We start from the raw sequence: 20,891 nt of genomic DNA on the forward strand, positions 1-20,891 counted from the left end.
TTTGGAGGATATCGTACACCTGCCGGTGCCCAATTTCCTTCACATAAGTGGACATTAAAGGGCCCTCCCCGGCTTTCCCAACTTCAGACGCTCGTTAATCTTAGCCAGACGGTCTCGACCGGCCACCAAAGCCGGCCTCGGAGAGCAAAAAGTGAGACAAAACCGTCGTCCGGGTAATCTGGCTTGAAAGTCGGGTTTCGGATATCCGGCCATCTTCAGACGTCGTGCGCCGCCTTGAGGGGATGCCCCCTCTTCCATCCGTTAGGCAGCCTGGCTCGTTCTATTCTCGAGCAGCCCGGCGATACGGCAACTCGCAACTGGTCGGCTGAATAGATACCCCTGGATATTACCGCAGCCCTCGCCGCGCAGCAGGTCGAGCTGCCCGATATCCTCGACGCCCTCGGCGGTCGTTTCCATGTGCAGCGCGGTCGCCAGGTCTACGATCGCGCGGACGATCGCCGCGGCGCTCGGATCGCTGGCGATGCTCGTAATGAACGAGCGGTCGATCTTGATCTTGTCGAACGGGAAGCTGCGGAGGTAGCTGAGCGACGAATAGCCGGTGCCGAAATCGTCAAGCGCAACCCGGATGCCCATCGCGCGCAGCTTCTGCAGCAACGCGATCACCGGCCCCTCGCCGTCAAGGAAGACCGATTCCGTGATCTCGATCTCGAGCCGATCGGGTGCCAGCCCGCTACGCGAGAGCGCCTGTAGAATGATCGCCTGGAACCCGGTGTTGCGAAACTGCAGCGGCGACACGTTTACCGCGACGCGGACATGCTCGGGCCAGTGTATCGCCTGACGGCAGGCCTCCTGCATCACCCATTCGCCGATCGCGATGATCAGCCCGGTATCCTCGGCGATCGGAATAAATTCGGCCGGGGGAATGATGCCGCGCTCCGGATGATGCCAGCGCACCAGCGCTTCAAACCCGCCGATCCGGTCCGCCTTCAGGTCGAACACCGGCTGGTAGTTGAGGACGAAATGGCCCGCCTGAATCGCCTCGCGAAGGTCGAGCTCGACCTGCCGACGCCAGCGCGCCGCGGCGTCGAGCGCGGGTTCGAAGAACCGGAAGACGCCGCGACCGTCTTCTTTCGCGAGATACAGCGCGAGATCGGCATTCTTGAGGAGCTCGTCGGCGTCCTCGCCGTCGACCGGGCCGATCGCGATGCCGATGCTGACCGCCGTCGCGATCCGGTGGCCATCGGCCTCGACCGGCTGGCGCATCATGTCGAGGATGCTCTGGGCGAGGACGCGCGGGCGATCGGCATCGAACTGGCCCGACAGGATCACCGCATATTCGTCACCGCCGAGCCGCGAGACCAGCCCGTCGGGCGCGACCTCGCTCAACATCGCGCCGATCGCTTTCAGCAACGCATCGCCGACCGGATGGCCGAGCGTGTCGTTCACGCCCTTGAAGCGATCAAGATCAAGACACAGCACCGCGATCGCCCCGCCGGTCCGCCCGACCTGAAGGATCGCCTGGTCAAGCGACTGACGAAAATACGTCCGGTTGGGCAGGCCGGTGAGGACGTCGTGGAACGCGAGATGCGTGATCCGGTTCTCGCGTTCGATGATACCGACCGACATCCGATTAAAGCTGGCGGCGAGCCTGCCGATCTCGTCGCGCCCCTTCACGACGATATGGGCACGCCCGCCCTCCTCCAGCGCTCGCGCGGCGGCGTCCAGCGCGGCGATCGGTCCGGCGATCCCCCTCGCCAGCCGCCTGCTGCCGAGCACGACGAGGATCAGCCCGGCCAATCCGGCGAGCGCGATGCCCGCCTGCAACGGCAGGTACGGGGTCAGTGCGGCGTTGAGCGGATAGCGGATCAGGATTGCCGCCTGCGGTCGACGTGTCAGACCGGCAAGCGGCTTTGCGATCGCGAAAGCGCGGCCGATTGACAGGTTGAGCGTTGCCAGAGTCCGGGTTGATTGCGATGCGTCGACCAGATCGTCGATCGCGGAGTCGGATCCGATCGACCTGTCCGCCGCGTGCCAGCGCCCTGCGCCATCGCTTCGCAGGATCGTTGCGATCAGCGGGATCGCGGACAAGCGTTCGAGCGCGCGCATCTCGGTGCCGTCGAGCCGCACTGCGAAGACCACCCAGCCTACCTGCGTCGGTGCCATAACCGGTGACAGGATCAATCGGTACACCTGCCCCGCCACGACCACGACCGCGTCGCGCCGGCCGTCCGGCATCGCGAAGGGGAACCGGGCAGCCGTCGCGGCAAGTGCGCCCGAGGGGCCGGTAATCTGCCCGTCCTGATCAACCACGAACGCGGCGGTGACCTCGGCCCGGTGGCTGATATTGGCGAGCGCGGACGCGATCGTCGGCCGATCGCCGCTGGCGACCGCGGCCCGGAATCCAAAATCTCGCGACAACAGGTTCGCGGACGCAATCAAGGATTGCGACCTGAGCGACCAGATTCGATCGTAGACGCTGCCGCTGGCAATGAGTTCTTGGCGCACGGAGTCGCGCGCATGCATCCAGATCATGGCCTGCGCGACGAACGCGAGTATCACCAGCGTCACCGCGAACAGGCTCGCATACAGCACCGACAGCTTGGTCCGGAGATGGCGAAACCGCGGCGGGCGCAAAGGCATCACCGGTGCAGCACGAAGGTCGTGGCAAAGCCGGTGGCGGCAACATCGATCGGCTGGGACGCAGTGCTGCCGGGCGCCCGGATCGAGGGGTGCCAGACGCGGACCGTCGCTGTGCCTGGGGGCACGCCGGTAATGCTGACATGCCCAGCCTGGTCGGTCAGTTCGGCAAACGGGGTGGCGGTCACGAACACGAACCCGCTCATCGAGTCATGAATGTTGCAGCCGAGCGGGACCACGCCCGGACGGTCGAACAGGACGGTCCGCGACTCCTCCTGCCCGTAGAGTTTCAGGTCGAACTTCCTGGCCTTCGAAAACGAATAGACGTGGTGACGCACCCGATCGCGGTTGGGGAAGCCGACCGTCGCGCCGACGGGGACGATCAGCACATGCGGTTGAAACGCGATGTCCCGCTGCTCGATCATGTATGGCCCGCGCACCGTCACCCCCGGCGCCTTGGGCGTCTCGATCGTGACCACCGCGCCCGGCAGCGGCTTGCCGTCGAAACCACGGACATCGATCACCACCGGGGCGGCATGCGCAGCGACAGGCAGCGCAGACGCCGCGAACAGCAAACTCAGGCGGAGGACGGATACGTGCATGCATCGGCTTCTAACAGTCGGAGAATTGCAAACCGGTAAACGTCATCGGCTTGTCATGCCTTTTCGACCGGGCGACGCGGCGATGGCCTGGCGAGGGAGACCGAGTATTAACCAATGGTCTCCAAGAGATGCCAGATGATTCGTATTCCGCTTTCGACTGTTGCCGGATGTATCGCGAAGGTCGCGGTGGCGACCGCCGTCATGACGACGACCCCCGCCGCGGCACGCGAGGGTCGCGCCGGCGGCAAGCTGATGCTGACCAACGGCGTCACCACTATCGAAGGCAGTTCGGGTGGCGGCATCTCCACCTGGGCTCTGATCGCCGGCAACGAAACCGTCGACGGGATCGGCGGGTCCGCGCATGTCTCGGTCATCCTGCTGCCGGACTATCGCTGGGAAAGCCACGGCGCAGCCATCGGCGTCCACGACCGGTTGGAACTGAGCTACGCCCGACAGAATCTCGACACACGCGACGTCGGTGCAACGCTCGGTATCGGCCGCGGCTACACGCTCAACCAGGACGTGTTCGGTGCCAAGCTGCGCGTCGCCGGCGATGCCGTCTATGGCAGCCCCTACCTGCCCCAGATCGCGATCGGCATGCAGTACAAGCGCAGTTCCGATCCGCAGATCGTCGCCGCGGTTGGCGGGCGCCACACCAGCGGAACCGACCTCTACGTCGCTGCCACCAAGCTCCTGCTGCGGCAGAGCATCCTGCTCGGCACCACGATCCGCTACACCAAGGCCAACCAGAACGGCCTGCTCGGGTTCGGTGGCGATCGCGGTGCAAATCGCCGCGTCCAGATCGAGAGCACGCTCGGGTATCAAATTTCGCGCCAGCTCGTCGTCGGCGGCGAATACCGGTCGAAACCCGACAATCTCGGGTTCGCCACGGAAAATGACTGGAAGACTGTCTATGCCGCTTATGCGATCAGTAAAAACCTGACTGCGACCGCGGCCCTTGTCGATCTCGGATCGATCGCGACGGCCGAGCGCCAACGCGGCGGCTTCCTGTCGCTCCAGACGGCCTTCTAGGGAGCGTTTTCGATGATCTTGCTTGCCCTGCTCGTCCTCCTCCAGACCGCACCCACGCCACCGGGCGAGGACCCGGTCGCGCCCTATGCGATGAGCGACGCCAATGTCGGCGGTGGTCCGTTCAAGGGCGTTGCCATGCTTGAGGCGTTTCACGGGGTGGCTGGCATCGACCGGATCGTCGACGATCTGGTGAAGACGAGCCAGGCCGATCCGCGGATCGGAGACATCTTCAAGGGGCAGGACATGGTCCGCCTCCGCCGCACGCTGAAGGAGCAGTTCTGCGTGCTGTTGAACGGCGGCTGTAGCTATACCGGTCGCGACATGGCGACCGCGCACAAGGATCTCGGGATCCAGGCGAAGGACATGAATGCGCTGGTTGAAAACCTCCAGGGCGCCATGCGTCACGAGGGTGTGACGTTTCCAGCCCAAAACGCCTTCCTCGCCAAGCTTGCGGTAATGGAGTCGAACGTCGTCACCCATTAAAAAATGACCCAGAAGGCGACGCTCAGGGCATCCTATCACCTCGCTGAAACCGGTCATTTGTTCAGGTTTCAGGATCGGAAGGTATCGGCCGAGCATCCCGAAGGACGCGCATGTTGTCTAGAATGTGCCATCGCCTGAACGCAAGCTCCTGCAGCTTCTTGCTTAGCGTCAACGCGCGGCTGCGGCCGTCCAGCACCTCGACACCAGAGACACGGCGCACCACATTCGGTCGATCATGACCAACTATGCCAAGACTAGCGAAGCCGTCGCCGCCCTCACACCCGAGCAGTTCCGTGTTACTCAACAGAATGGAACCGAGAGTCCCGGCACCGGCCTGCTGCTAAAGAACAAGCAGGCGGGCATCTATGTCGACATCGTCTCGGGCGAGCCGCTGTTCGCCAGCACCGATAAGTATGAGTCCGGCTGCGGATGGCCGAGCTTTACCAAACCCATCGATGCCGCCAGCGTAAAGGCAACACGCGACTGGTCGATGCTCATCCCGCGCACGGAAGTGCGCTCCGCGCGGGGCGATAGCCATCTCGGCCACGTCTTCAAGGATGGACCGCGAGACCGCGGTGGCTTGCGCTACTGCATCAACTCGGCCGCACTTCGCTTCGTGGCACGTGCCGACATGGCTGCGGAGGGCTATGGCGGCTATCTCGACCAGATTAAGGAACCACCCGTGACCACACAGCGTGCAGTGCTGGCCGGCGGCTGCTTCTGGGGCATGCAGGACCTGATCCGCAAGCTTCCGGGCGTCGTCTCGACGCGCGTTGGCTATTCGGGCGGCGAGTTGCCAAACGCGACGTACCGCAACCACGGCAACCATGCTGAGGCGATCGAGATCGTCTTCGACCCCGCCCGCATGGACTTCCGCGCGCTGCTCGAATTCTTCTTCCAGATCCACAACCCGACAACGGTGAACCGGCAGGGCAACGACCGCGGCGCGAGCTACCGCTCGGCAATCTTCTACACCGACGACGTCCAGAAGGCCGTCGCTGAGGATACTATTGCGGACGTCGAGGCGTCGGGGCTCTGGCCGGGCAAGGTCGTAACCGAGCTGTCCCCAGCAGGCGACTTCTGGGAGGCCGAGCCGGAACATCAGGATTATCTCGAGCGCAGACCCAAGGGATACACGTGTCACTACGTCCGGCCAAAGTGGAAACTGCCACGGCGTACAGCTGCTGCCGGAAGCGAGACCGCCGCGACTTGACTACAGGCCGACCCGGGCGAACCATGGCGCGGCGGTGGGGGACCCAGCTTTGGACGTTCAGCGCGCCTTGGCTGCTTGCCGAAACCAGACTTCTGTTCAGGTCCCATGATTGCCCGGTATGGTCGCCAGCCTCACTGTCGTTCGGAGTAACTTCGTCGGCAGAAGAGATTGGCATCATGACCGACTTGCTGCACTGGTTCTGCACATTTTCTCCCTCAGGACTCCCGATAGCCGCGATCATCCTTCCATACCGTCCGCTTAGATCACCCGCTTCAAACGGCAGGAGCGGATCGTGCGTTTTAGTTTTCTCTGCAAGATTGCGATCGTCATCGCCCTAGTGGTGCTGTTCGATCGGCTGTTTCCTGATAGCTTCTCGGGCGCCCGCATCGGTGGGTTCGCGGGCGTCTGGCTGATGGGCCTCGTTCTGGGCAGGGGCGATGTCAGGCGGAACAAGCGCGCATGGATCGCACTTGCGGTCGCGGCGCTCTTCACGGGGTCGCTATTCGACGATCCGGGGCCGCTTGCCTGGGCCCTCTTCTGGTGTGCGCTCTCCGTCGCCGTGCTGCTGCCAAAGGTCAGTGGCTTCGACGATGCCTGGCATTGGGGTGCGCGCCTAGTGATCCATGCAGTTGGGGGGATCGGCAAGCCGTTCGCCGATCTTCGGCGGTTCGGGCGGTCCAGGCAACGCAAACGCGCCAATGCTGGCTCCGTCATGGCAATGCTAGGGTTGCCGCTGGTGGGCGGCGCCTTGTTCGTCACACTGTTCGCCGCCGCTAATCCACTGATCGCGCAGACTCTTGCGGCGATTCGACTGCCGTCGGTATGGCAAATCCTGCTGTGGATTTTTGTAGCGGTTTGCGTCTGGCCGAGCCTGCGGCCGCATCGCTCCGTGATGCGTCTGGCGGCTCGACTGCCCGATCCGGAGCCGGTGCTGCCCGGAACGTCGCTGCCGTCGGTTCTGATCGCGCTTGCCTTATTCAACGCGATCTTCGCCGTTCAGAACGCGCTGGACATTGCGTTCCTGTGGAGTGGCGGAGCGTTGCCTGCCGGCATGACCCAGACCGAATACGTGCATCGCGGCGCCTATCCGCTGATCGGCACCGCACTGATCGCCGGCGTGATGGCGCTGGCGATGCTTCGCCCGGGCAGCGCGAGCGCGCACCACCCCTGGGCACGACGGCTCGTGACCTTGTGGGTGGTGCAGAATCTGGTTCTGGTCGCCTCCAGCATACTGCGGACGATCGACTATATCGAAGCCTCGATGCTGACGGCGTGGCGCATCGCCGCGTTTGCATGGATGGCGCTGGTGGCGCTTGGGCTGGTGCTGATCTGCTGGCGCATCCTGCGCGGGCGCAGCGCGCGGTGGCTGATCAACTGGAACGCGTTCGCCGCTGCGGTCGTGCTGACGGTGTGCAGCTTCGTCGACCTGGGCGCGCTCGCGGCATCGTGGAACGTTCGCCAGCAGGCACCGGCAGCGATCGACCTCTGCTATATCGGTCAGGTCGGCGATGGGGCGCTGCTGCCGCTGATCGCGCTGGAGCACCGTCGAATGGATGCGGTGACACGCGACCGCGTGCGCTACGCTCGCGATCTGATCTTCACCGACCTGTCGGCCCGGCAGGACAGCTGGACGGAGTGGACGCCCCGTGGCGCGCGTCGCCTGGCCCGGGCGACGGCGATGCTCGGGCCCAACCCTGCTCGGCCGCTGGCGGTGGACCAGCCTGCATGGCGCAACTGCGACGGCTCGATCGAACATCCGGCACCGCCGGCCCAGCCTTGACCGCGCGAGCGCCAGCCATGATCCAGTGTCCCATGCCCCGCACGATCCTGATCGCCGACGACGATCCCCACATCCGACAGCTTCTCGCCTTCGCGCTCGCCAAGGCCGGGCTTGACACGATCGAGGCTGAGGATGGCGAGGCGGCGCTGGCCGCGGTGGAGAGCCATGCGCCCGATCTCGTCGTGCTCGACATCAACATGCCGCGGATGGACGGGATCGAGACGTGCCGCCGCTTACGCGCGCGGAGCGACCTTCCAATCCTGTTCCTCTCCAGCCGCGACGACGAGCTCGACCGCGTGCTCGGCATCGAGCTCGGCGCGGATGATTATGTGACCAAGCCGTTCAGCCCACGCGAGGTCGTTGCACGGGTGATGGCGATCCTGCGCCGCACGGCGGGGCGTCCGCCGGCGGTCGCCGATGCCGCCCCGCCGCTCCGCCATGGCCGCCTGCATCTCGACCCGGATGGCTGGCAGGCGAGCTGGGCGGATCAGCCGGTGCCGCTGACCGCCACCGAATTTGGCATCCTTCGCACGCTCGTGACGATGCCATCCAAGGTGTTCAGCCGCGATGCGCTCATCGACCGGCTGCATGGCCCTGGTTTTGCCATCACCGATCGCACCATCGACAGCCACGTGCGCAATTTGCGCGCCAAGTTCGCAGCCGTCGGTGCCCAGGACGTGATCGAGACGCGCGCCGGCATTGGCTATCGTCTCGGGGTGTGCGGCGCCGGATGATCGAGCGGGTTAAAAGCGTTGTCCGCCACCACTGGCCACGGCTGCGTCTGCGGACGATCCTGCTGCTTACCTTCCTGTTCGTGGCCGCGCTGCCGGGCGTCGGCGCGCTGTTCCTGCGGGTCTACGAGAACTCGCTCGTTCGCCAGACGGAAGCGGAGTTGGTCGGCCAGAGCGCGGCACTGGCGGCCGCGGCGATCGTCGAATGGCCGGGCGTTCACGCGCGCGTGCTGCCGCAGCAGATTGTCCCACAGCCGCCGTCGGTCGATCTGCGCATGACGCGCATCCTGCCGGAGCGACCCGAGCCCCGGCCCTCGGCAGGACCGGAGGGGCGCGCAACGCTCGTCTGGGGCCATCATATGCGGCCAGTCCTGCAGCTGACCTCGCGCACCACGCTGGCATCGATCCTGCTGCTCGACGCGAACGGCCGCATCCTCGTTGGTTCACAGACGGGAGCCTCCTACGCCGATCTGCCCGAGGTGCGATCGGCGCTGGACGGCCAGCGGGCGACGACGCTCCGCCGCAATGGCGCCTACCGGCAGCACTACGCGCTCGAATGGTTGAGCCGGGCGTCGGACCTGCGCATCCACCACGCCCACCCGATCGTCGCCGACGGGCGCGTCATCGGCGTGCTGTTGCTGTCACGCTCCCCGCGCGTGCTGCTTGCTGGGATCTACGAGGATCGGGGCAAGATCGCGCTCGGCATCGTGCTGATCTTCGCGACGTTGGTCGTTCTGAGCGGGCTGCTTTCGCGCGGCATCGTCCGGCCAGTCGAGGCGCTGGGCGACGCGACGCGGGCGGTCGCGAGCGGCGGGGGTTCGGTGCCGCCTGCCCCGACCACCGCCGCCGTCGAGATCCAGGCGCTCTACCGAGACTTCGGCGTAATGGCCGAGGCGATCGAACGGCGCTCCCGCTACCTGCGCGATTTCGCGCACGCGGTCAGCCATGAGTTCAAGACCCCCCTGGCCGGGATCGGCGGTGCGGTCGAGTTGCTCCAGGACCATCCCGACATGGGCGCAGCGGATCGCGAACGCTTTCTCGCCAACATCGGCGCGGACGCGGCGCGCCTGAACCGGCTCGTCAGTCGCCTGCTCGACCTCGCCCGCGCCGACATGGCCGAGATGGTTGAGGGTGCCGCCACCGACCTGTCCGACGTCATGCGCCGTGTGGCGGATGCCTTCACGGGTGCCAACTTCGACGTCGTGCCGGAACCGGCCGCGGGGCTGCCGAGCGTCGCTGTGCCGCCAGCGGTGATCGAAACGGTGATGACCGGCCTCATCGAGAACAGCCGACAGGCCGCAGCATTCCGCGTCTCGATCGCAGCGCGGGCGTCAGGCGAGTTTGTAGAACTGGCGTTCCGGGATGACGGTCCAGGCATCCCCCTGGGTGATCGCGACCGCATCTTCGAGCCCTTCTTCACCAGCCGCCGCACATCGGGCGGCACCGGACTTGGGCTGCCAATCATCCGCTCGCTTCTCCAGGCGCACCACAGCACGATATCCCTAGACCGGGACAACGGTAGGGGCGCGGTCTTCCTCGTCACGCTGCCTGCATGCGCCGTCGCACCGACGCGGAAGGCATAGATGGTGCGGAGAAGGCCACTCGCATTGTCGGCGCTACTGATCGTCGCCACCATCGCGACTGGTCTTACGATCAGACTAGCGCCGCTCGGGCTGCCGAACGCCTTCGTCAAATATGGCGGATCGCTGATGTGGGCGCTAATGATCTACTGGATCGTTTCGTCCGTTTGCCCACTTTGGCAGCTCATGCGCGGCGCTCTCGTATCGAGCGCGATCGCGTTCTGCGTCGAACTGTTCAAGCTCTATCACACGCCCCTGCTCGAAGCCTTTCGGCTGACCTTGCCCGGCAAGATGCTCCTTGGGCGCGTGTTCTCGCTATGGGACTTGGTCGCCTACTCGATTGCAATCATCGTCGGCGTTATGGCGGACCATATGATCTGGTCCAGTATGCAGCGCCTGCCTTCTGCTGAGCGTCAGGATGAGCCGCGATTGGGAGCAATCGGGCCGGCCGACCAACAGCCTCGCTAGATCGGAAACACCACGGCTCTGCCGGCCTCGACCCATCAACCGCCGTCTACGGCGGACGGTACGCTTCCCAGCTTCGAACACCGGCTCATGTGTTTCGCGTCAATTAAGCCAGCCCCCGTGTCCTGAGGAAATCGTTCAGATAGAATGCCTTCACCTTTTGCGTTTAATTAGAGACGTGTGAAAGCCACTGAGAGCCCATTCGTTCGCGACATTCCTGACGGAACGTACGTCGAGCTGGTTGCCAGTCTGTGCGGCACGCGCATGCCCGCAGCGATCATGACGTTGCTGTTCCTCGTGGTTGGTGTGCTCGGCGTTCACGCCTCACGGGATATCGCTCTGGCGAGATCCTGCTCTCCTATCGCCGCCTCGTTTCGGGCGTGTATGAAGCAAAGCGTAAAAGCCGCTATCCACCGCGTCAATACTCATACAATATGTGCGAAAGTTGGGGAAAATATCACATGCGTGTTGTGCCTCTTTTGCTTGCGTTTGCAGTGGTATCGATTGGTTCGATCGTCCATAGCCAGGAAGTAAAACGCGGCAGCGGCCCCTACCCGGCGATCTTCGAAGCACGGGACGACCTTCCGAACCACGTTGTCTATCGCCCGACCGATCTTGCACCGGCGCGCCTGGACCGGCTGCCCATCTATGTGTTTGGCAATGGCGGATGCAGCTCTGACGGCACCAGTTCGCGCAACCATCTGCTCGAGATCGCGTCACATGGATATCTGGTAATCGCCTCTGGTACGATCCCGCTCGGTGACCGGCCTGCGGCCCCTACCCCGCCGCAGCCCGGTGCGAAGCTGACGACCGAAACTGAAACTCGCCTGCTCACCGACGCGATCGACTGGGCACAGCGTGAGAACCGCCGCGCCGGCAGCCCGTTTGAGGGCCGGATTGCGACCGACAGGATCGCAGTGTCAGGCTGGAGCTGCGGCGGCCTACAGGCGCTGAACGCCGCGCAGGACCCGCGCGTCACGACATCGGTCATCATGAACAGCGGCTTTTTCCCCGAGGGGACCAACCCGTTGAGAGGGGTGGTATCGGATAAGGCGCTGCTCAAGACGCTGCACGGCTCGGTCCTCTATATCCTTGGCGGCCCGACCGACATTGCCTATCCCAACGGCACGGATGACTACCGGCGATTGGGGAACATTCCCGCGGCAATGGTGAACATCCCGGTCGATCATGGCGGCACCTACATGCAGCCGCATGGCGGCGTCGGCGCAGAAGTCGTGACCGCATGGCTCGACTGGAAGCTGAAAGGGGCAAAGCGCGCAAAAGCATACTTCACCGGCCCCGCATGTGGCCTCTGCAACGATCCGCGGCTGACGCTGGAGCGTAAAAACCTCTGACATATGCCTAAGTTTGCCAATGCCGGATTTGACCCATAACCGGTTATTCATAGCACCCTGCGCACTTCCCAACTTCAGCCATTCATTCATGTCTGTAATAGAGGCGATTGCGCCGACATTACCTCGCCTTCAACGGATTGCTCGATGCATTTTGCAAGCGATCGGACGTGGGTTTCGGTTGACCCGATCAACCTCTGTTAGCTCAGCGTCCAACGCCGCAAATCCAGATAGACAGCTGCCATTCGACGTGTATTGTCTGAACACCACACCAAGGAGACCTGCTGCATGCTGCTACCCATACTCGCTGCGGCAGTAACGCCTGCTGTCACCGCTGCACTACAGCAACCTGTCCAAGTGATGGTGCTGGGTAGCTATCATTTCGGCAACCCTGGTCGTGACAAGGTGAATGCCCACGTCGACGATGTCACCACGCCGCAGCGCCAGCGCGAACTGGAAGCACTGACTGATGCCATTGCAGAGTTTAGACCAACACGGGTCATGGTCGAGGCGCAACGGCCGGGCCCGACCTACGACGTGACGGACTTCGCAACGTTTTCCCCAAACGTGCTCAAGACCGACCGGGACGAGACAACCCAGATCGGCTACCGCATCGCTGCTCGCGCCGGCCTTCGGTCCGTTCAAGGTATCGACGAGCAACCCGGCAAGGGCGAACCGGACTATTTCCCAATCGGCCGGGTCGAAGCTTATGCAAAAGCTCACGGGCAGCAGGCCTATCTCGACGCCGCCTTTGCGACGGTCCAGGCGTCTGCCAAGAAGTTTGAGGCTGAGCAGGCAACCACCAGCATACCACGGATGCTGATCCGCTATAATGACCCCTCTACGCCCATGGGTGGACAGGATTCATACTACTCCCTGCTCCGACTTGGTGACGGTAACGAGCAGCCCGGTGCAGATCTGAATGCCATGTGGTACCTCCGCAATGCGAAGATCTTTGCAAAGCTCATCAATGTGGCCAAACCAGGCGATCGCATCCTCGTCGTGTATGGGGCCGGTCACGGGTACTGGCTGCGACACTTCGCCTCAACGACGCCGGGCTACAGTTCGGTTGATGTCAGGCCCTATCTTGAGAAGGCAGCGAGCAAACTGGTCGCGCCGAGATGAACCTGTCGCTCCTGGCCATACCAGCGGCGGTTCTGCTGATCGGTGCAACTGACGTACCTCGCGACTGGGCAGCGACCTTGCGAACGGACGCCAAAGCTTATCACGACCAGATCGCCGACAATCACCCTGGTCCCTACAACAAACTCGACCCCGGCTTCGCGCGTCGCAACGATGCCGGTCTGGCTTTGGCCCTGCGTCGTGCTGCAACCGTTGGAAACTACCCAGGATATCTATGGGCGATGCGCGGTTACGTGGCGAGCTTCAACGATGGGCATGTCGCCCTCGACCTCGATCAGCCAGCCCCCCTGCCGATCCGCTGGCCCGGCTTCCTGACCGGCTTTGACGGCACCGGACGTCAGGTCGTGATGGCCCGAGCGGATAACGCTCCCTTACCGCTCGGAGCAGTACTCGTAAGCTGCGATGGCATTGATGCCGAACACCTGGCTGCCCGCAACGTCGGCGCCTTTCGAGGCAGGTGGAAACTGGTCAGCCAACGAGCGACCAATGGTGGTCGATTGTTCCTTGACGCCGCCAACCCTTACATCAAGCGTCCAGTCCGCTGCCGCTTCAAGGTCGATGGCAAGCCAAAGGACGCGACGCTCAGCTGGCGCGATCTGCCTGATGCCGACTTCGACGCACGTTTTGCCGCTACTGCACCGCGGGCGCGTCCGGAGTTCGCGGCTCGAACGTTTGCTGACGGCACGCGCTGGTTCTCGCTCCCCGGCTTCAACGGTGACCCCGACAGCGCTGATGCCAAGTCCCTAACGCCAATCATCAAATCGATGAGGAAGGACGCCATCGCGATCGCAGCGGCGCCGCGCATCGTGCTCGACCTCCGAGGCAATGGCGGTGGATCGTCCGACTGGTCGTATCAGATTGCGGCTATCCTCTGGGGCCAGGCTGCAGTGAATGCGCTTCCATCAGGATCGGAAGGGGTAGACTGGCGCGCTTCGGCTGGAAACATTGCCACGCTTGAAGGCTATCGCACCGCCTGGCAGAATTCCGCCGATGTCTCGCAGGCGGCGAAAGACTGGGCAGCTCATACCGCAAAGGGCATGACGTCTGCCCGCGCGCTCGGGCAGGCGCTCTGGCGTGAAATCGATGCTGACGAAGCAAAGCCAGCGGCAACCGGCGCTGCTCACATACTGCAAGCGCGCGTATTCGTGCTGACGGACTGGGGATGCGGATCGGCATGCCTTGATGCGGTCGATCTATGGACCGCGTTAGGCGGCATTCACGTCGGGCAGGAGACGAGCGCTGACTCGCTCTACATGGACGTACGGCAAGTCGCGCTGCCCAGCGGTTTTGCCCGGGCCGTCATTCCGATGAAGGTGTATCGTGGGAGGAAACGTGGTTCGAACGTCCCGGCCAGGCCGGTGCATGCTTACACCGGCGACATGCGTGATACCGATCAGCTCGAACGCTGGATCAGTCGCCTTTAGCTCGCACCGTTCTGGCTCCAGCAATATCGTTCAAGGCCGTGAGAATTCCTTCGGCTAATTGAATGGAAGACCACCAGCGAAAGCCGGCTAAGATGCGCGTGGTGACAGGGTTGCGACTTTAAAGCGGCTGCCCTCTCCATATTGCAAGCAGAGCCGGATGGGCCGGCAGAAGTCACTTCAGCCAAGCAAACGCATCGAACTCGCGTGTGAAGACAGTGCGGGCAGCACGCTCGTATACCTTACGCCCAGCATCGCCATTGGTAAGGACCACGATCGCCAGGCCCGACACGAGGTCCACCACGAATAGGTTCGCGACGCCGTCGTTGGTGCCCCAGTGCCATGCGAAACGCCGCCCACCGTCACTCTCCATTCCCCAGCCTAGCCCCCAGTCGAGTGTTCCCTTCACTCGGATGGTCTTCGTAGAGAGCCCCGGATAGCGCTGTGCGAAAGCCAGGAACCGCGCGTAGTCGCTGGCGGTGGTCCACAATCCGGCGGCCATGTTGGGCGTCATGAATATTGGCATTGGCGGTTTGCCAAGTGCGACGGCCGCTCTCTCCCGTTCGCCTAGCATCCACCGGTCGACTGGTTTCAGCGGGCCAGCATCGCGACGCATCGTATAGCCCGCCGGGCCTTTGTCGATGACTACACCTCCGCCTCCGTCGTGCGCCCACGCGACTGCCGGCTCGGTGTCTCTTGCCCATCCATAGGTGCTTCGGCTCATTCCCGCCGGTCTCAGGACCCGCGTTTCCACCACCTGCGCGGCGGTCTGGCCTGTAACTGCCTCGACCAACCGGCCAAGTAGGGCGAAGCCCTCGCCAGAGTAGCGGAATCGCGTGCCGGGAGGGAACGCGGCTGTTAACGGCTCGCCCGCTTCGTCACGCCAGTTAGGCAGGCCACTAGAGTGGGAGAGCAGGTGGCGAGGCGTAATCGATCGCGTCGCAGCATCATCCGTGAACGCGACATGCTTCGCCACCGGCCGGTCGAGGTCGATCAATTTGTCCCGCACCATGTCATGGACCGCGACCGCAAGAACCACCTTCGACAGCGATGCTGCTTCGAACAATGTATCGGGTGTCGCGGGCACCGCATTAGCCTTTGCACAGCCGACCGCACCAGACGAGATTGCGCCGGCCCCGTCCAGCATTGCCCAACTCGCGCCCGGTACGGACGCCAGCTCCATCCAGGTCGACAAGTTGGCAAGGGCGCCAGGCGTCGTCGCGGTTGTTGCACCTGCCGCCACGGCTATGCCGAGCGTCCCGAAGCACGGGGCCGCGAGCATCGTCCGCCTGGACACCAAATCCATTATCAACTCCCGTCAGCGACCTACTTACTGGCATACAGGTTCGGCACGACTAGGCTAGCTGAGACCAACGCCGCGAAAGACCGTCGACCGATCCGCGTCAGCGACGACCCACAAACGGACGTTCGAGCTCCCTTCCCTGCCTCCAATTGCAGCCATTCGTTAATCTGGTTGAACGGCAGCTAAGTAGGCCCAAATCAGGCACCGGCGCAGCTGGTCAGGATAGCAGACAGTGCGCTTTCAAGGAGGGAGGTGCCGATAGGCGACGCTCCGCACGGCCTATGTTCTGCCGGCAGCTAAGCCGCCGCTTCTAGCTCACGTAAGCTGCGGCCGCGCGTCTCTCTACCTGAGCGTCCGATCAGTACCGCTGACAGCGTCATTGGTATGATCAGCGCAACTGCCGCGCCCCCCATCGTCGGGATCAGCCCAGCGAAGGCTCCTAGCTGCACAGCAACGCCACCAAATTTGCTACTGCCCGCGATAAGCCCGGTGGCACGTCCACGGACGCGCAATGCGTAGTTTTCGGCTGCGTAGGGAAGTAGCACGGCGATCAATCCGTTTGTGCCAACCACCAGCAGCGCGATCACAGCGATCAGCAGTGGTGGCCAAGCCAGCGTAGGCGCCGGCAGTAGGGCTCCAGCAAGCCCGGCAAGTGTGAGAAGCACAGTGCCGATCAGGGTGCGCTTGCTGCTCCACCGGCTGTAAAGGAAGGCCGCGATCATGATCGTGGGCAGGGCAACGAGTGCTGAGCTGGCGATGATACCGCTCGCAATTTCGGCACTGAAGCCTCGATCCTGGAGATCGGAAGGCAACCATAGCAGCAAGCCGAAATTGACGAAGCTCCACGACAGGGCCGTGATTACCAAGGCGATGGTCAACTCGCGGTGGTGAGCCGCTGCGCTGTCAGCGTCCGCTGGCGCTGATTGTGGCGCACGCCTGACGATGCCGAACTTTCGAGCCATGTCAGCTAGCTCAGCGTCCATACCCCGTTCCAACAGAAAGCGCGGAGATTCAGGAATCCACCTTGCCATCGCAAGCAGCAGCAAACCGGTGGGAAAGCCTTGCAACCACAAGCTACGCCAGCCGAACAAAGGCTCGAACAGATGCGCGGCACCGCTGGCCGCGAGGTAGCCGCCGACCAGTCCCGTACCGCCGACCAGCACAAGGACCCAGCTTCTGTGCCGCGGGGGCATGATTTCAGCTAGCAGCGTGTAGACGACGGGCAGCATGCCGCCAGCCGAGCACCCCATCAGAAAACACATGACCAGGTTCCAGCTGTAGGAAGGCATAGCTCCACAGATGGAGGTCGAGACGAACAGGATCGTCGACAACAGGATCGACACACGCCGACCATAGATATCCGCAAGCCACCCCCACAAGAACGAGCCAACTGTGGTCCCCGTAAGGGCAACGAACGGAAGCAGGGCAACGGTCGACTTTTCAAGACCATACTCCCCACGCATGCCGGGGAGCACAAAGCCAAGCGTTGCTGGCTTCATTGTGTCGATGATTAGGCCGAGGGTAAGCACCAGTAGAACGGCCGCATGCGAGCGGGTGAGAGGGGTTTCATCGGGCGCTTCAAACGCAGCGCCAGCTCCCGCCCGGTGGTCAGGCCGTTTCTTGGGTAGAGCACCAAATATCGCAGCAGGCACGCCGATCCCGATCAGCGCCATGCCTAGGTACATCCATCCGTCCATCGGCATGCCCGACAGGTGATTGCCCATCGTATGCGCCATCGCGAGCATCGGTAAGTGAAGGGCAACCCCAATACTGATCGCCGCACAGCCTGCCCAGAAGAGCGGCCAGCGCTCTCCGACAACCGAGTTTCCGCGGCTTCTTCTGCCGTTCGCCATCCATTCACCCCCACCAGTAGCGGTGGCATACGCCGCGCGGTTCGCCTGCTGCAAGCCGAGCACCCGCCGCCGGGGCACTGATCCGGCTGATGGCCTGCCGAATGGCGGCTTTCGAGCGCACGGATCGCCAAACCTGAGCGTCCGGCTCACGGTGCAATTGCCGGACCCTTCGACTTACGAGACCCACAACCCGTCGTTCGCGGGGCCATCGCAGTCTCCTAACTTCCGCCACTTGTTCATCTCGTTAGACGGCAGCTTTCCGCGACGGGATCAGCTGTCTGCACATAGCGAAAACGGGAGAGATGCGGTCTTACTGCAGAGGACAGCAGCAAAAGCACACGTCCCGGGGTCAAGCCACGCGCGCTGCCAGAGGGCTTTCGTCATGCCGAAGCGTCAGAACCTCAACCCCATCATTGGTAACCGCAACCGTATGCTCGAACTGGGCCGACAGCTTTCGATCGTTGGTCACGACCGTCCACCCGTNTGACTTGCGGCTCTTCGTGCATCTCGCGACCGATGCCATGCCCGCAAAATTCGCGCACGACCGAGTAGCCATGCTTTTTGGCGTGACGCTCGATTGCAAAGCCGATGTCGCCAGTATGAGCGCCAGGTCGCACCTGGGCGATGCCCTTCCACATTGCTTCCTGCGCAACGCGTACCAGCCGCTTAGCAGCGGACGGCGCGTCGCCAACCAGATACGTCTTGCTCGAATCCGCGATGAAGCCGTTCTTTTCCAGTGTGATGTCGAGATTAATGATGTCGCCATCGCGAACGATCTCGTCGTCCGTCGGCACACCGTGGCAAACGACATGATTGATCGAACAGTTCAGGACGAACATGAAGCCGTACTGCCCTTTGCTCGCAGGGCGTGCCGCGAGGCGAACGGTGATGAAGTCTTCGACTAGATCGTTGATCTGCAGCGTCGACATTCCGTCCAGATCCTGCCCGTCGAGCATCTCGAAGACCGAGGCAAGCAGTTTGCCGGAGACGCGCATGAGCGCAAGTTCGTCAGAGGTCTTCACCATGTCAGGCAGCTTTCGCTTCGATCAGGTGAACATGAACGGTGGCCAACTGTGCCTTGACGAGTTCGTTGAACGACAGGGTCGGGTTCGTTTCGGCAAGCATACCGATCTTCATCCAGAACTCAGCCTGCGCATTGATAGAGCGGCACATCACGGCGCTGGCTTTACGAGCTTTTTCGTGTAGCGCGCCGTCAATCTTCACAATGCCCATAACCGCTCCTTCGTACCGACCATACGAAGCATATACGCATCGCATGCTGCATGGTCAATTTGACTGGGTGAGCGAGCGACCGAGTAGGGCCGCCGATGGCGAGGATAGACGAACCGTTTTGGGGGACTTGCCCATGCTCCACGGCTTCCGGCCAGACCCACAAGACGACATTCACGATTCCGTTTCCCGAAAGCGGACGCCTGTTCATGTGGTTTGACCGACAGCTACTTGCCGCGAAACCGCCGGTCAGATCGTTTCGACTAAGGTCACAGAGATCTGCGATCCTGCGCCGCCCTGCAGAACAGCCAGGCAGAGATCGTCCAGCCAGCCGCCCACACGATCGTGAAGATCCACGTGGAATGACCGGCAAGCTGGACAATCACGCCAGCGGCGATCTGAGCAAGAGTTGTTATGCTCATCGCGACCGCCATTTGATTGGCGCGTAGCCGCGCCACGGTGGCACCGATCAGTGCTATCACGGGGACGGCGTTGAACCACATGTTGAGATCGTTCTCCTCGTTGCCAACTATTCCGACTGCGGCGTTCCCCCATAGCAACAGCAAACCGGAACCGAGCGCCACGGCAGCACCTCCGCGATACGCCCAGCCTCCGCTGGCGCGGACCGCAAGTTCGAACGCCAGTCCGACCCCGCCCAGCATGACGACGGCGAAGGCGAAATCCTCCGCTCCCCAATTCACCTCGGTGGTGAATTGCATCGCGATGGCCGGCAACGCAATGAGGCCGGCGATCGTCGCCCAACCCGCCAATCGCCACAGGTTGAACAATCCGACGCCGTGCGCCTGAGGTGTATACGTCATGAGCTTGTCTCCTGATTGCTGGAGCGCCATCACTGCCGAAAATGACCATGAGCGGCATGAGCAGAAAGTGAGCAATCACTGATATGAGTGGCACCGTCCTGCACTTCGGCGATTTCCGGCTAGACCCGGTGGACCGTCGTCTGTTCCGCGCCGGCATCGCGGTCGAACTTAACGCTCGATACCTAGACGCCCTGATCCTTCTTTTGGAAGCGGACGGCGCCCTCGTTGCGAAAGATCGGTTCATGGATGTGGTCTGGCGCGGCATTCCGGTCACCGACGAAGCGCTGACCCAGGCGATCCGCACCTTGCGACGGACGCTGGACGACAGCGCGACGGCACCACGGTATATTCAGACGGTGCCGAAGCATGGCTACCGGTTCGTCGCGCCGATCGAGACGGTGACGGCTCTGGTCGATCAGGAAGTAGGTGGGACTGCGCCCATGGTGGAGTACTCGCGTTTGCAGTTCGTGCGTGACGCGATGTCCGGCGCGATTGGTGCGATAATTGCCGGAACGATGATTGGCTTGATCTATGGCTTTGTCGGAGCCGCTCAGCCACATTCGGTAGCCGGCGGCGGGGGGGCCGTGTCGTTGCTCCTGGTCATGATGGTGGTGTCCCTAGTCTCGGCGGGGGTTGGCGGGGCGGGCATCGCGGCGGGCATCGCCGCAACGCGTTTTATACGCCCGCGCCACTGCTCTTGGACCGTCGCCGGCGGGTCGCTGGGCGGCCTGATCACGGGGGCGTTCGCCAACGTGATCGGAAGCGACGCGTTTCGCCTGCTGTTCGGGCACAGCGTCAGGATTGCCGGGGCGACCGAAGGCGTGATCTTAGGCGCGGCCATAGGGCTTGCCTTATGCACCGCGTCGCATTGGCCTCGGTTGGTCTGGGGCTTGTCTGCCATGCTCGGTGCAGGAGCGGGCCTGTGCATCGCACTCGTCGATGGACGTATGATGGCGGGCAGCCTCCAGTCTCTAGTTGTTGCGTTTCCATCATCGCAGTTCGGCTTCGATGAGTTCGGCGGCGCGCTTGGCGAGACCGGCCTTGGCCCTATCGGCAGGACCGTCACAGCGGCGTTCGAAGGCGCCATCTTCTCCGTTGCGACTTTGTGGGGACTGCTCAGGCCGACCTCCTCACTAATTCGAGCTAGCCAAGCGTCCGACGGGGCGTGATCTCGACCCCCGATCGGAAGTGTGGGGGGCGGTCAGGACCCACAAGCGGTCGTTCAGTGCCCGAACGCGGCATCCCAGAATCGGCCGTTCGTTCACGTAACCGGCCGAGGCCATG

General features: G+C 63.1%; 17 protein-coding genes and 2 pseudogenes. 11 read left to right on the forward strand and 8 right to left on the reverse strand.

Annotated elements, in window-relative coordinates; translation table 11 throughout:
- Positions 1–261: 261 nt before the first annotated feature.
- Together IFT87_RS19695 and IFT87_RS19700 are read right to left on the reverse strand one after the other, a co-directional pair.
- Positions 262–2,601: a putative bifunctional diguanylate cyclase/phosphodiesterase gene (locus tag IFT87_RS19695; RefSeq protein WP_192191705.1), complete on the reverse strand. Its 2,340-nt coding sequence runs from the start codon at positions 2,599–2,601 to the stop codon at positions 262–264.
- The gene (locus IFT87_RS19700) at positions 2,601–3,200 is read right to left on the reverse strand and encodes a hypothetical protein (protein WP_056678003.1); all 600 of its coding nucleotides are present in this window, start codon (positions 3,198–3,200) and stop codon (positions 2,601–2,603) included. The genes IFT87_RS19695 and IFT87_RS19700 overlap by 1 nt, the downstream gene beginning before the upstream one ends.
- 135 nt (positions 3,201–3,335) lie before the next feature.
- Here IFT87_RS19700 and IFT87_RS19705 point away from each other — a divergent pair, with 135 nt between their 5' ends.
- The 10 genes from IFT87_RS19705 to IFT87_RS19750 all read left to right on the forward strand — a co-directional run bounded on the left by IFT87_RS19705 (position 3,336) and on the right by IFT87_RS19750 (position 14,403).
- A complete protein-coding gene (locus IFT87_RS19705) occupies positions 3,336–4,232 on the forward strand; it encodes a DUF3034 family protein (protein WP_082446640.1) in 897 nt (298 codons plus the stop codon).
- Between the two features lie 12 nt (positions 4,233–4,244).
- The gene (locus IFT87_RS19710) at positions 4,245–4,715 is read left to right on the forward strand and encodes a group I truncated hemoglobin (RefSeq protein WP_192191695.1); all 471 of its coding nucleotides are present in this window, start codon (positions 4,245–4,247) and stop codon (positions 4,713–4,715) included.
- A gap of 235 nt (positions 4,716–4,950) precedes the next feature.
- Positions 4,951–5,928, forward strand: a complete 978-nt coding sequence (locus IFT87_RS19715; protein WP_192191696.1) for a bifunctional methionine sulfoxide reductase B/A protein — start codon at positions 4,951–4,953, stop codon at positions 5,926–5,928.
- Between the two features lie 292 nt (positions 5,929–6,220).
- A complete protein-coding gene (locus IFT87_RS20975; protein ID WP_192191697.1) occupies positions 6,221–7,708 on the forward strand; it encodes a DUF4153 domain-containing protein in 1,488 nt (495 codons plus the stop codon).
- A gap of 32 nt (positions 7,709–7,740) precedes the next feature.
- Positions 7,741–8,442 carry a response regulator transcription factor gene (locus IFT87_RS19725; protein ID WP_192191698.1) on the forward strand — a complete coding sequence of 234 codons (702 nt, stop codon included), beginning with the start codon at positions 7,741–7,743 and terminating at the stop codon, positions 8,440–8,442.
- Positions 8,427–10,022: a sensor histidine kinase gene (locus IFT87_RS19730; protein ID WP_342211213.1), complete on the forward strand. Its 1,596-nt coding sequence runs from the start codon at positions 8,427–8,429 to the stop codon at positions 10,020–10,022. The genes IFT87_RS19725 and IFT87_RS19730 overlap by 16 nt, the downstream gene beginning before the upstream one ends.
- Before the next feature lie 24 nt (positions 10,023–10,046).
- Positions 10,047–10,487 carry a ribosomal maturation YjgA family protein gene (locus tag IFT87_RS19735; RefSeq protein WP_197975385.1) on the forward strand — a complete coding sequence of 147 codons (441 nt, stop codon included), beginning with the start codon at positions 10,047–10,049 and terminating at the stop codon, positions 10,485–10,487.
- A gap of 458 nt (positions 10,488–10,945) precedes the next feature.
- Positions 10,946–11,839: a hypothetical protein gene (locus IFT87_RS19740; protein ID WP_249403480.1), complete on the forward strand. Its 894-nt coding sequence runs from the start codon at positions 10,946–10,948 to the stop codon at positions 11,837–11,839.
- A gap of 285 nt (positions 11,840–12,124) precedes the next feature.
- Entirely contained in the window at positions 12,125–12,961 is an 837-nt protein-coding gene (locus IFT87_RS19745; RefSeq protein ID WP_192191700.1) for a DUF5694 domain-containing protein, read from the forward strand.
- Positions 12,958–14,403, forward strand: coding sequence for a S41 family peptidase (locus tag IFT87_RS19750; protein ID WP_249403481.1), 1,446 nt, complete (start codon positions 12,958–12,960; stop codon positions 14,401–14,403). The genes IFT87_RS19745 and IFT87_RS19750 overlap by 4 nt, the downstream gene beginning before the upstream one ends.
- 172 nt (positions 14,404–14,575) lie before the next feature.
- Here the strand turns inward: IFT87_RS19750 and IFT87_RS19755 are convergent, their stop codons facing one another.
- The 6 genes and pseudogenes from IFT87_RS19755 to IFT87_RS19775 form a co-directional block, all read right to left on the reverse strand.
- A complete protein-coding gene (locus IFT87_RS19755) occupies positions 14,576–15,706 on the reverse strand; it encodes a serine hydrolase domain-containing protein (RefSeq protein ID WP_192191701.1) in 1,131 nt (376 codons plus the stop codon).
- 293 nt (positions 15,707–15,999) lie between these two features.
- Positions 16,000–17,610 carry an MFS transporter gene (locus IFT87_RS19760; RefSeq protein ID WP_249403482.1) on the reverse strand — a complete coding sequence of 537 codons (1,611 nt, stop codon included), beginning with the start codon at positions 17,608–17,610 and terminating at the stop codon, positions 16,000–16,002.
- 295 nt (positions 17,611–17,905) lie between these two features.
- Positions 17,906–18,039, reverse strand: a pseudogene (locus IFT87_RS20640) (type I methionyl aminopeptidase); the annotation flags it as partial.
- 1 nt (position 18,040) lies between these two features.
- Positions 18,041–18,581 (reverse strand): annotated as a pseudogene (gene map / locus IFT87_RS19765) (type I methionyl aminopeptidase); the annotation flags it as partial.
- Position 18,582: 1 nt separating this feature from the next.
- Positions 18,583–18,789, reverse strand: a complete 207-nt coding sequence (locus IFT87_RS19770; protein WP_192191702.1) for a ParD-like family protein — start codon at positions 18,787–18,789, stop codon at positions 18,583–18,585.
- Positions 18,790–19,055: 266 nt separating this feature from the next.
- Positions 19,056–19,637 (reverse strand): hypothetical protein, encoded by a 582-nt coding sequence (locus IFT87_RS19775; protein WP_206757241.1) that lies wholly within the window; start codon positions 19,635–19,637, stop codon positions 19,056–19,058.
- A 53-nt stretch (positions 19,638–19,690) separates the two neighbouring features.
- Between IFT87_RS19775 and IFT87_RS19780 the strand changes: the two genes are divergently transcribed.
- A complete protein-coding gene (locus IFT87_RS19780) occupies positions 19,691–20,776 on the forward strand; it encodes a winged helix-turn-helix domain-containing protein (RefSeq protein ID WP_192191704.1) in 1,086 nt (361 codons plus the stop codon).
- Positions 20,777–20,891 lie beyond the last annotated feature (115 nt).

This window comes from Sphingomonas sp. CFBP 8765, assembly GCF_014841445.1.
Lineage (GTDB): Bacteria > Pseudomonadota > Alphaproteobacteria > Sphingomonadales > Sphingomonadaceae > Sphingomonas > Sphingomonas aerolata.

What these genes read in the sequence shown, in the direction of transcription:
- IFT87_RS19775 (WP_206757241.1), bottom strand. Translation starts at nt 19,637, where the DNA reads ATGGCGCTCCAGCAATCAGGAGACAAGCTCATGACGTATACACCTCAG.
- IFT87_RS19780 (WP_192191704.1), top strand. Translation starts at nt 19,691, where the DNA reads ATGAGTGGCACCGTCCTGCACTTCGGCGATTTCCGGCTAGACCCGGTG.
- IFT87_RS19755 (WP_192191701.1), bottom strand. Translation starts at nt 15,706, where the DNA reads ATGGATTTGGTGTCCAGGCGGACGATGCTCGCGGCCCCGTGCTTCGGG.
- IFT87_RS19770 (WP_192191702.1), bottom strand. Translation starts at nt 18,789, where the DNA reads ATGGGCATTGTGAAGATTGACGGCGCGCTACACGAAAAAGCTCGTAAA.
- IFT87_RS19700 (WP_056678003.1), bottom strand. Translation starts at nt 3,200, where the DNA reads ATGCACGTATCCGTCCTCCGCCTGAGTTTGCTGTTCGCGGCGTCTGCG.
- IFT87_RS19705 (WP_082446640.1), top strand. Translation starts at nt 3,336, where the DNA reads ATGATTCGTATTCCGCTTTCGACTGTTGCCGGATGTATCGCGAAGGTC.
- IFT87_RS19745 (WP_192191700.1), top strand. Translation starts at nt 12,125, where the DNA reads ATGCTGCTACCCATACTCGCTGCGGCAGTAACGCCTGCTGTCACCGCT.
- IFT87_RS19715 (WP_192191696.1), top strand. Translation starts at nt 4,951, where the DNA reads ATGACCAACTATGCCAAGACTAGCGAAGCCGTCGCCGCCCTCACACCC.
- IFT87_RS19695 (WP_192191705.1), bottom strand. Translation starts at nt 2,601, where the DNA reads ATGCCTTTGCGCCCGCCGCGGTTTCGCCATCTCCGGACCAAGCTGTCG.
- IFT87_RS19740 (WP_249403480.1), top strand. Translation starts at nt 10,946, where the DNA reads ATGCGTGTTGTGCCTCTTTTGCTTGCGTTTGCAGTGGTATCGATTGGT.
- IFT87_RS19710 (WP_192191695.1), top strand. Translation starts at nt 4,245, where the DNA reads ATGATCTTGCTTGCCCTGCTCGTCCTCCTCCAGACCGCACCCACGCCA.
- IFT87_RS19725 (WP_192191698.1), top strand. Translation starts at nt 7,741, where the DNA reads ATGCCCCGCACGATCCTGATCGCCGACGACGATCCCCACATCCGACAG.
- IFT87_RS19750 (WP_249403481.1), top strand. Translation starts at nt 12,958, where the DNA reads ATGAACCTGTCGCTCCTGGCCATACCAGCGGCGGTTCTGCTGATCGGT.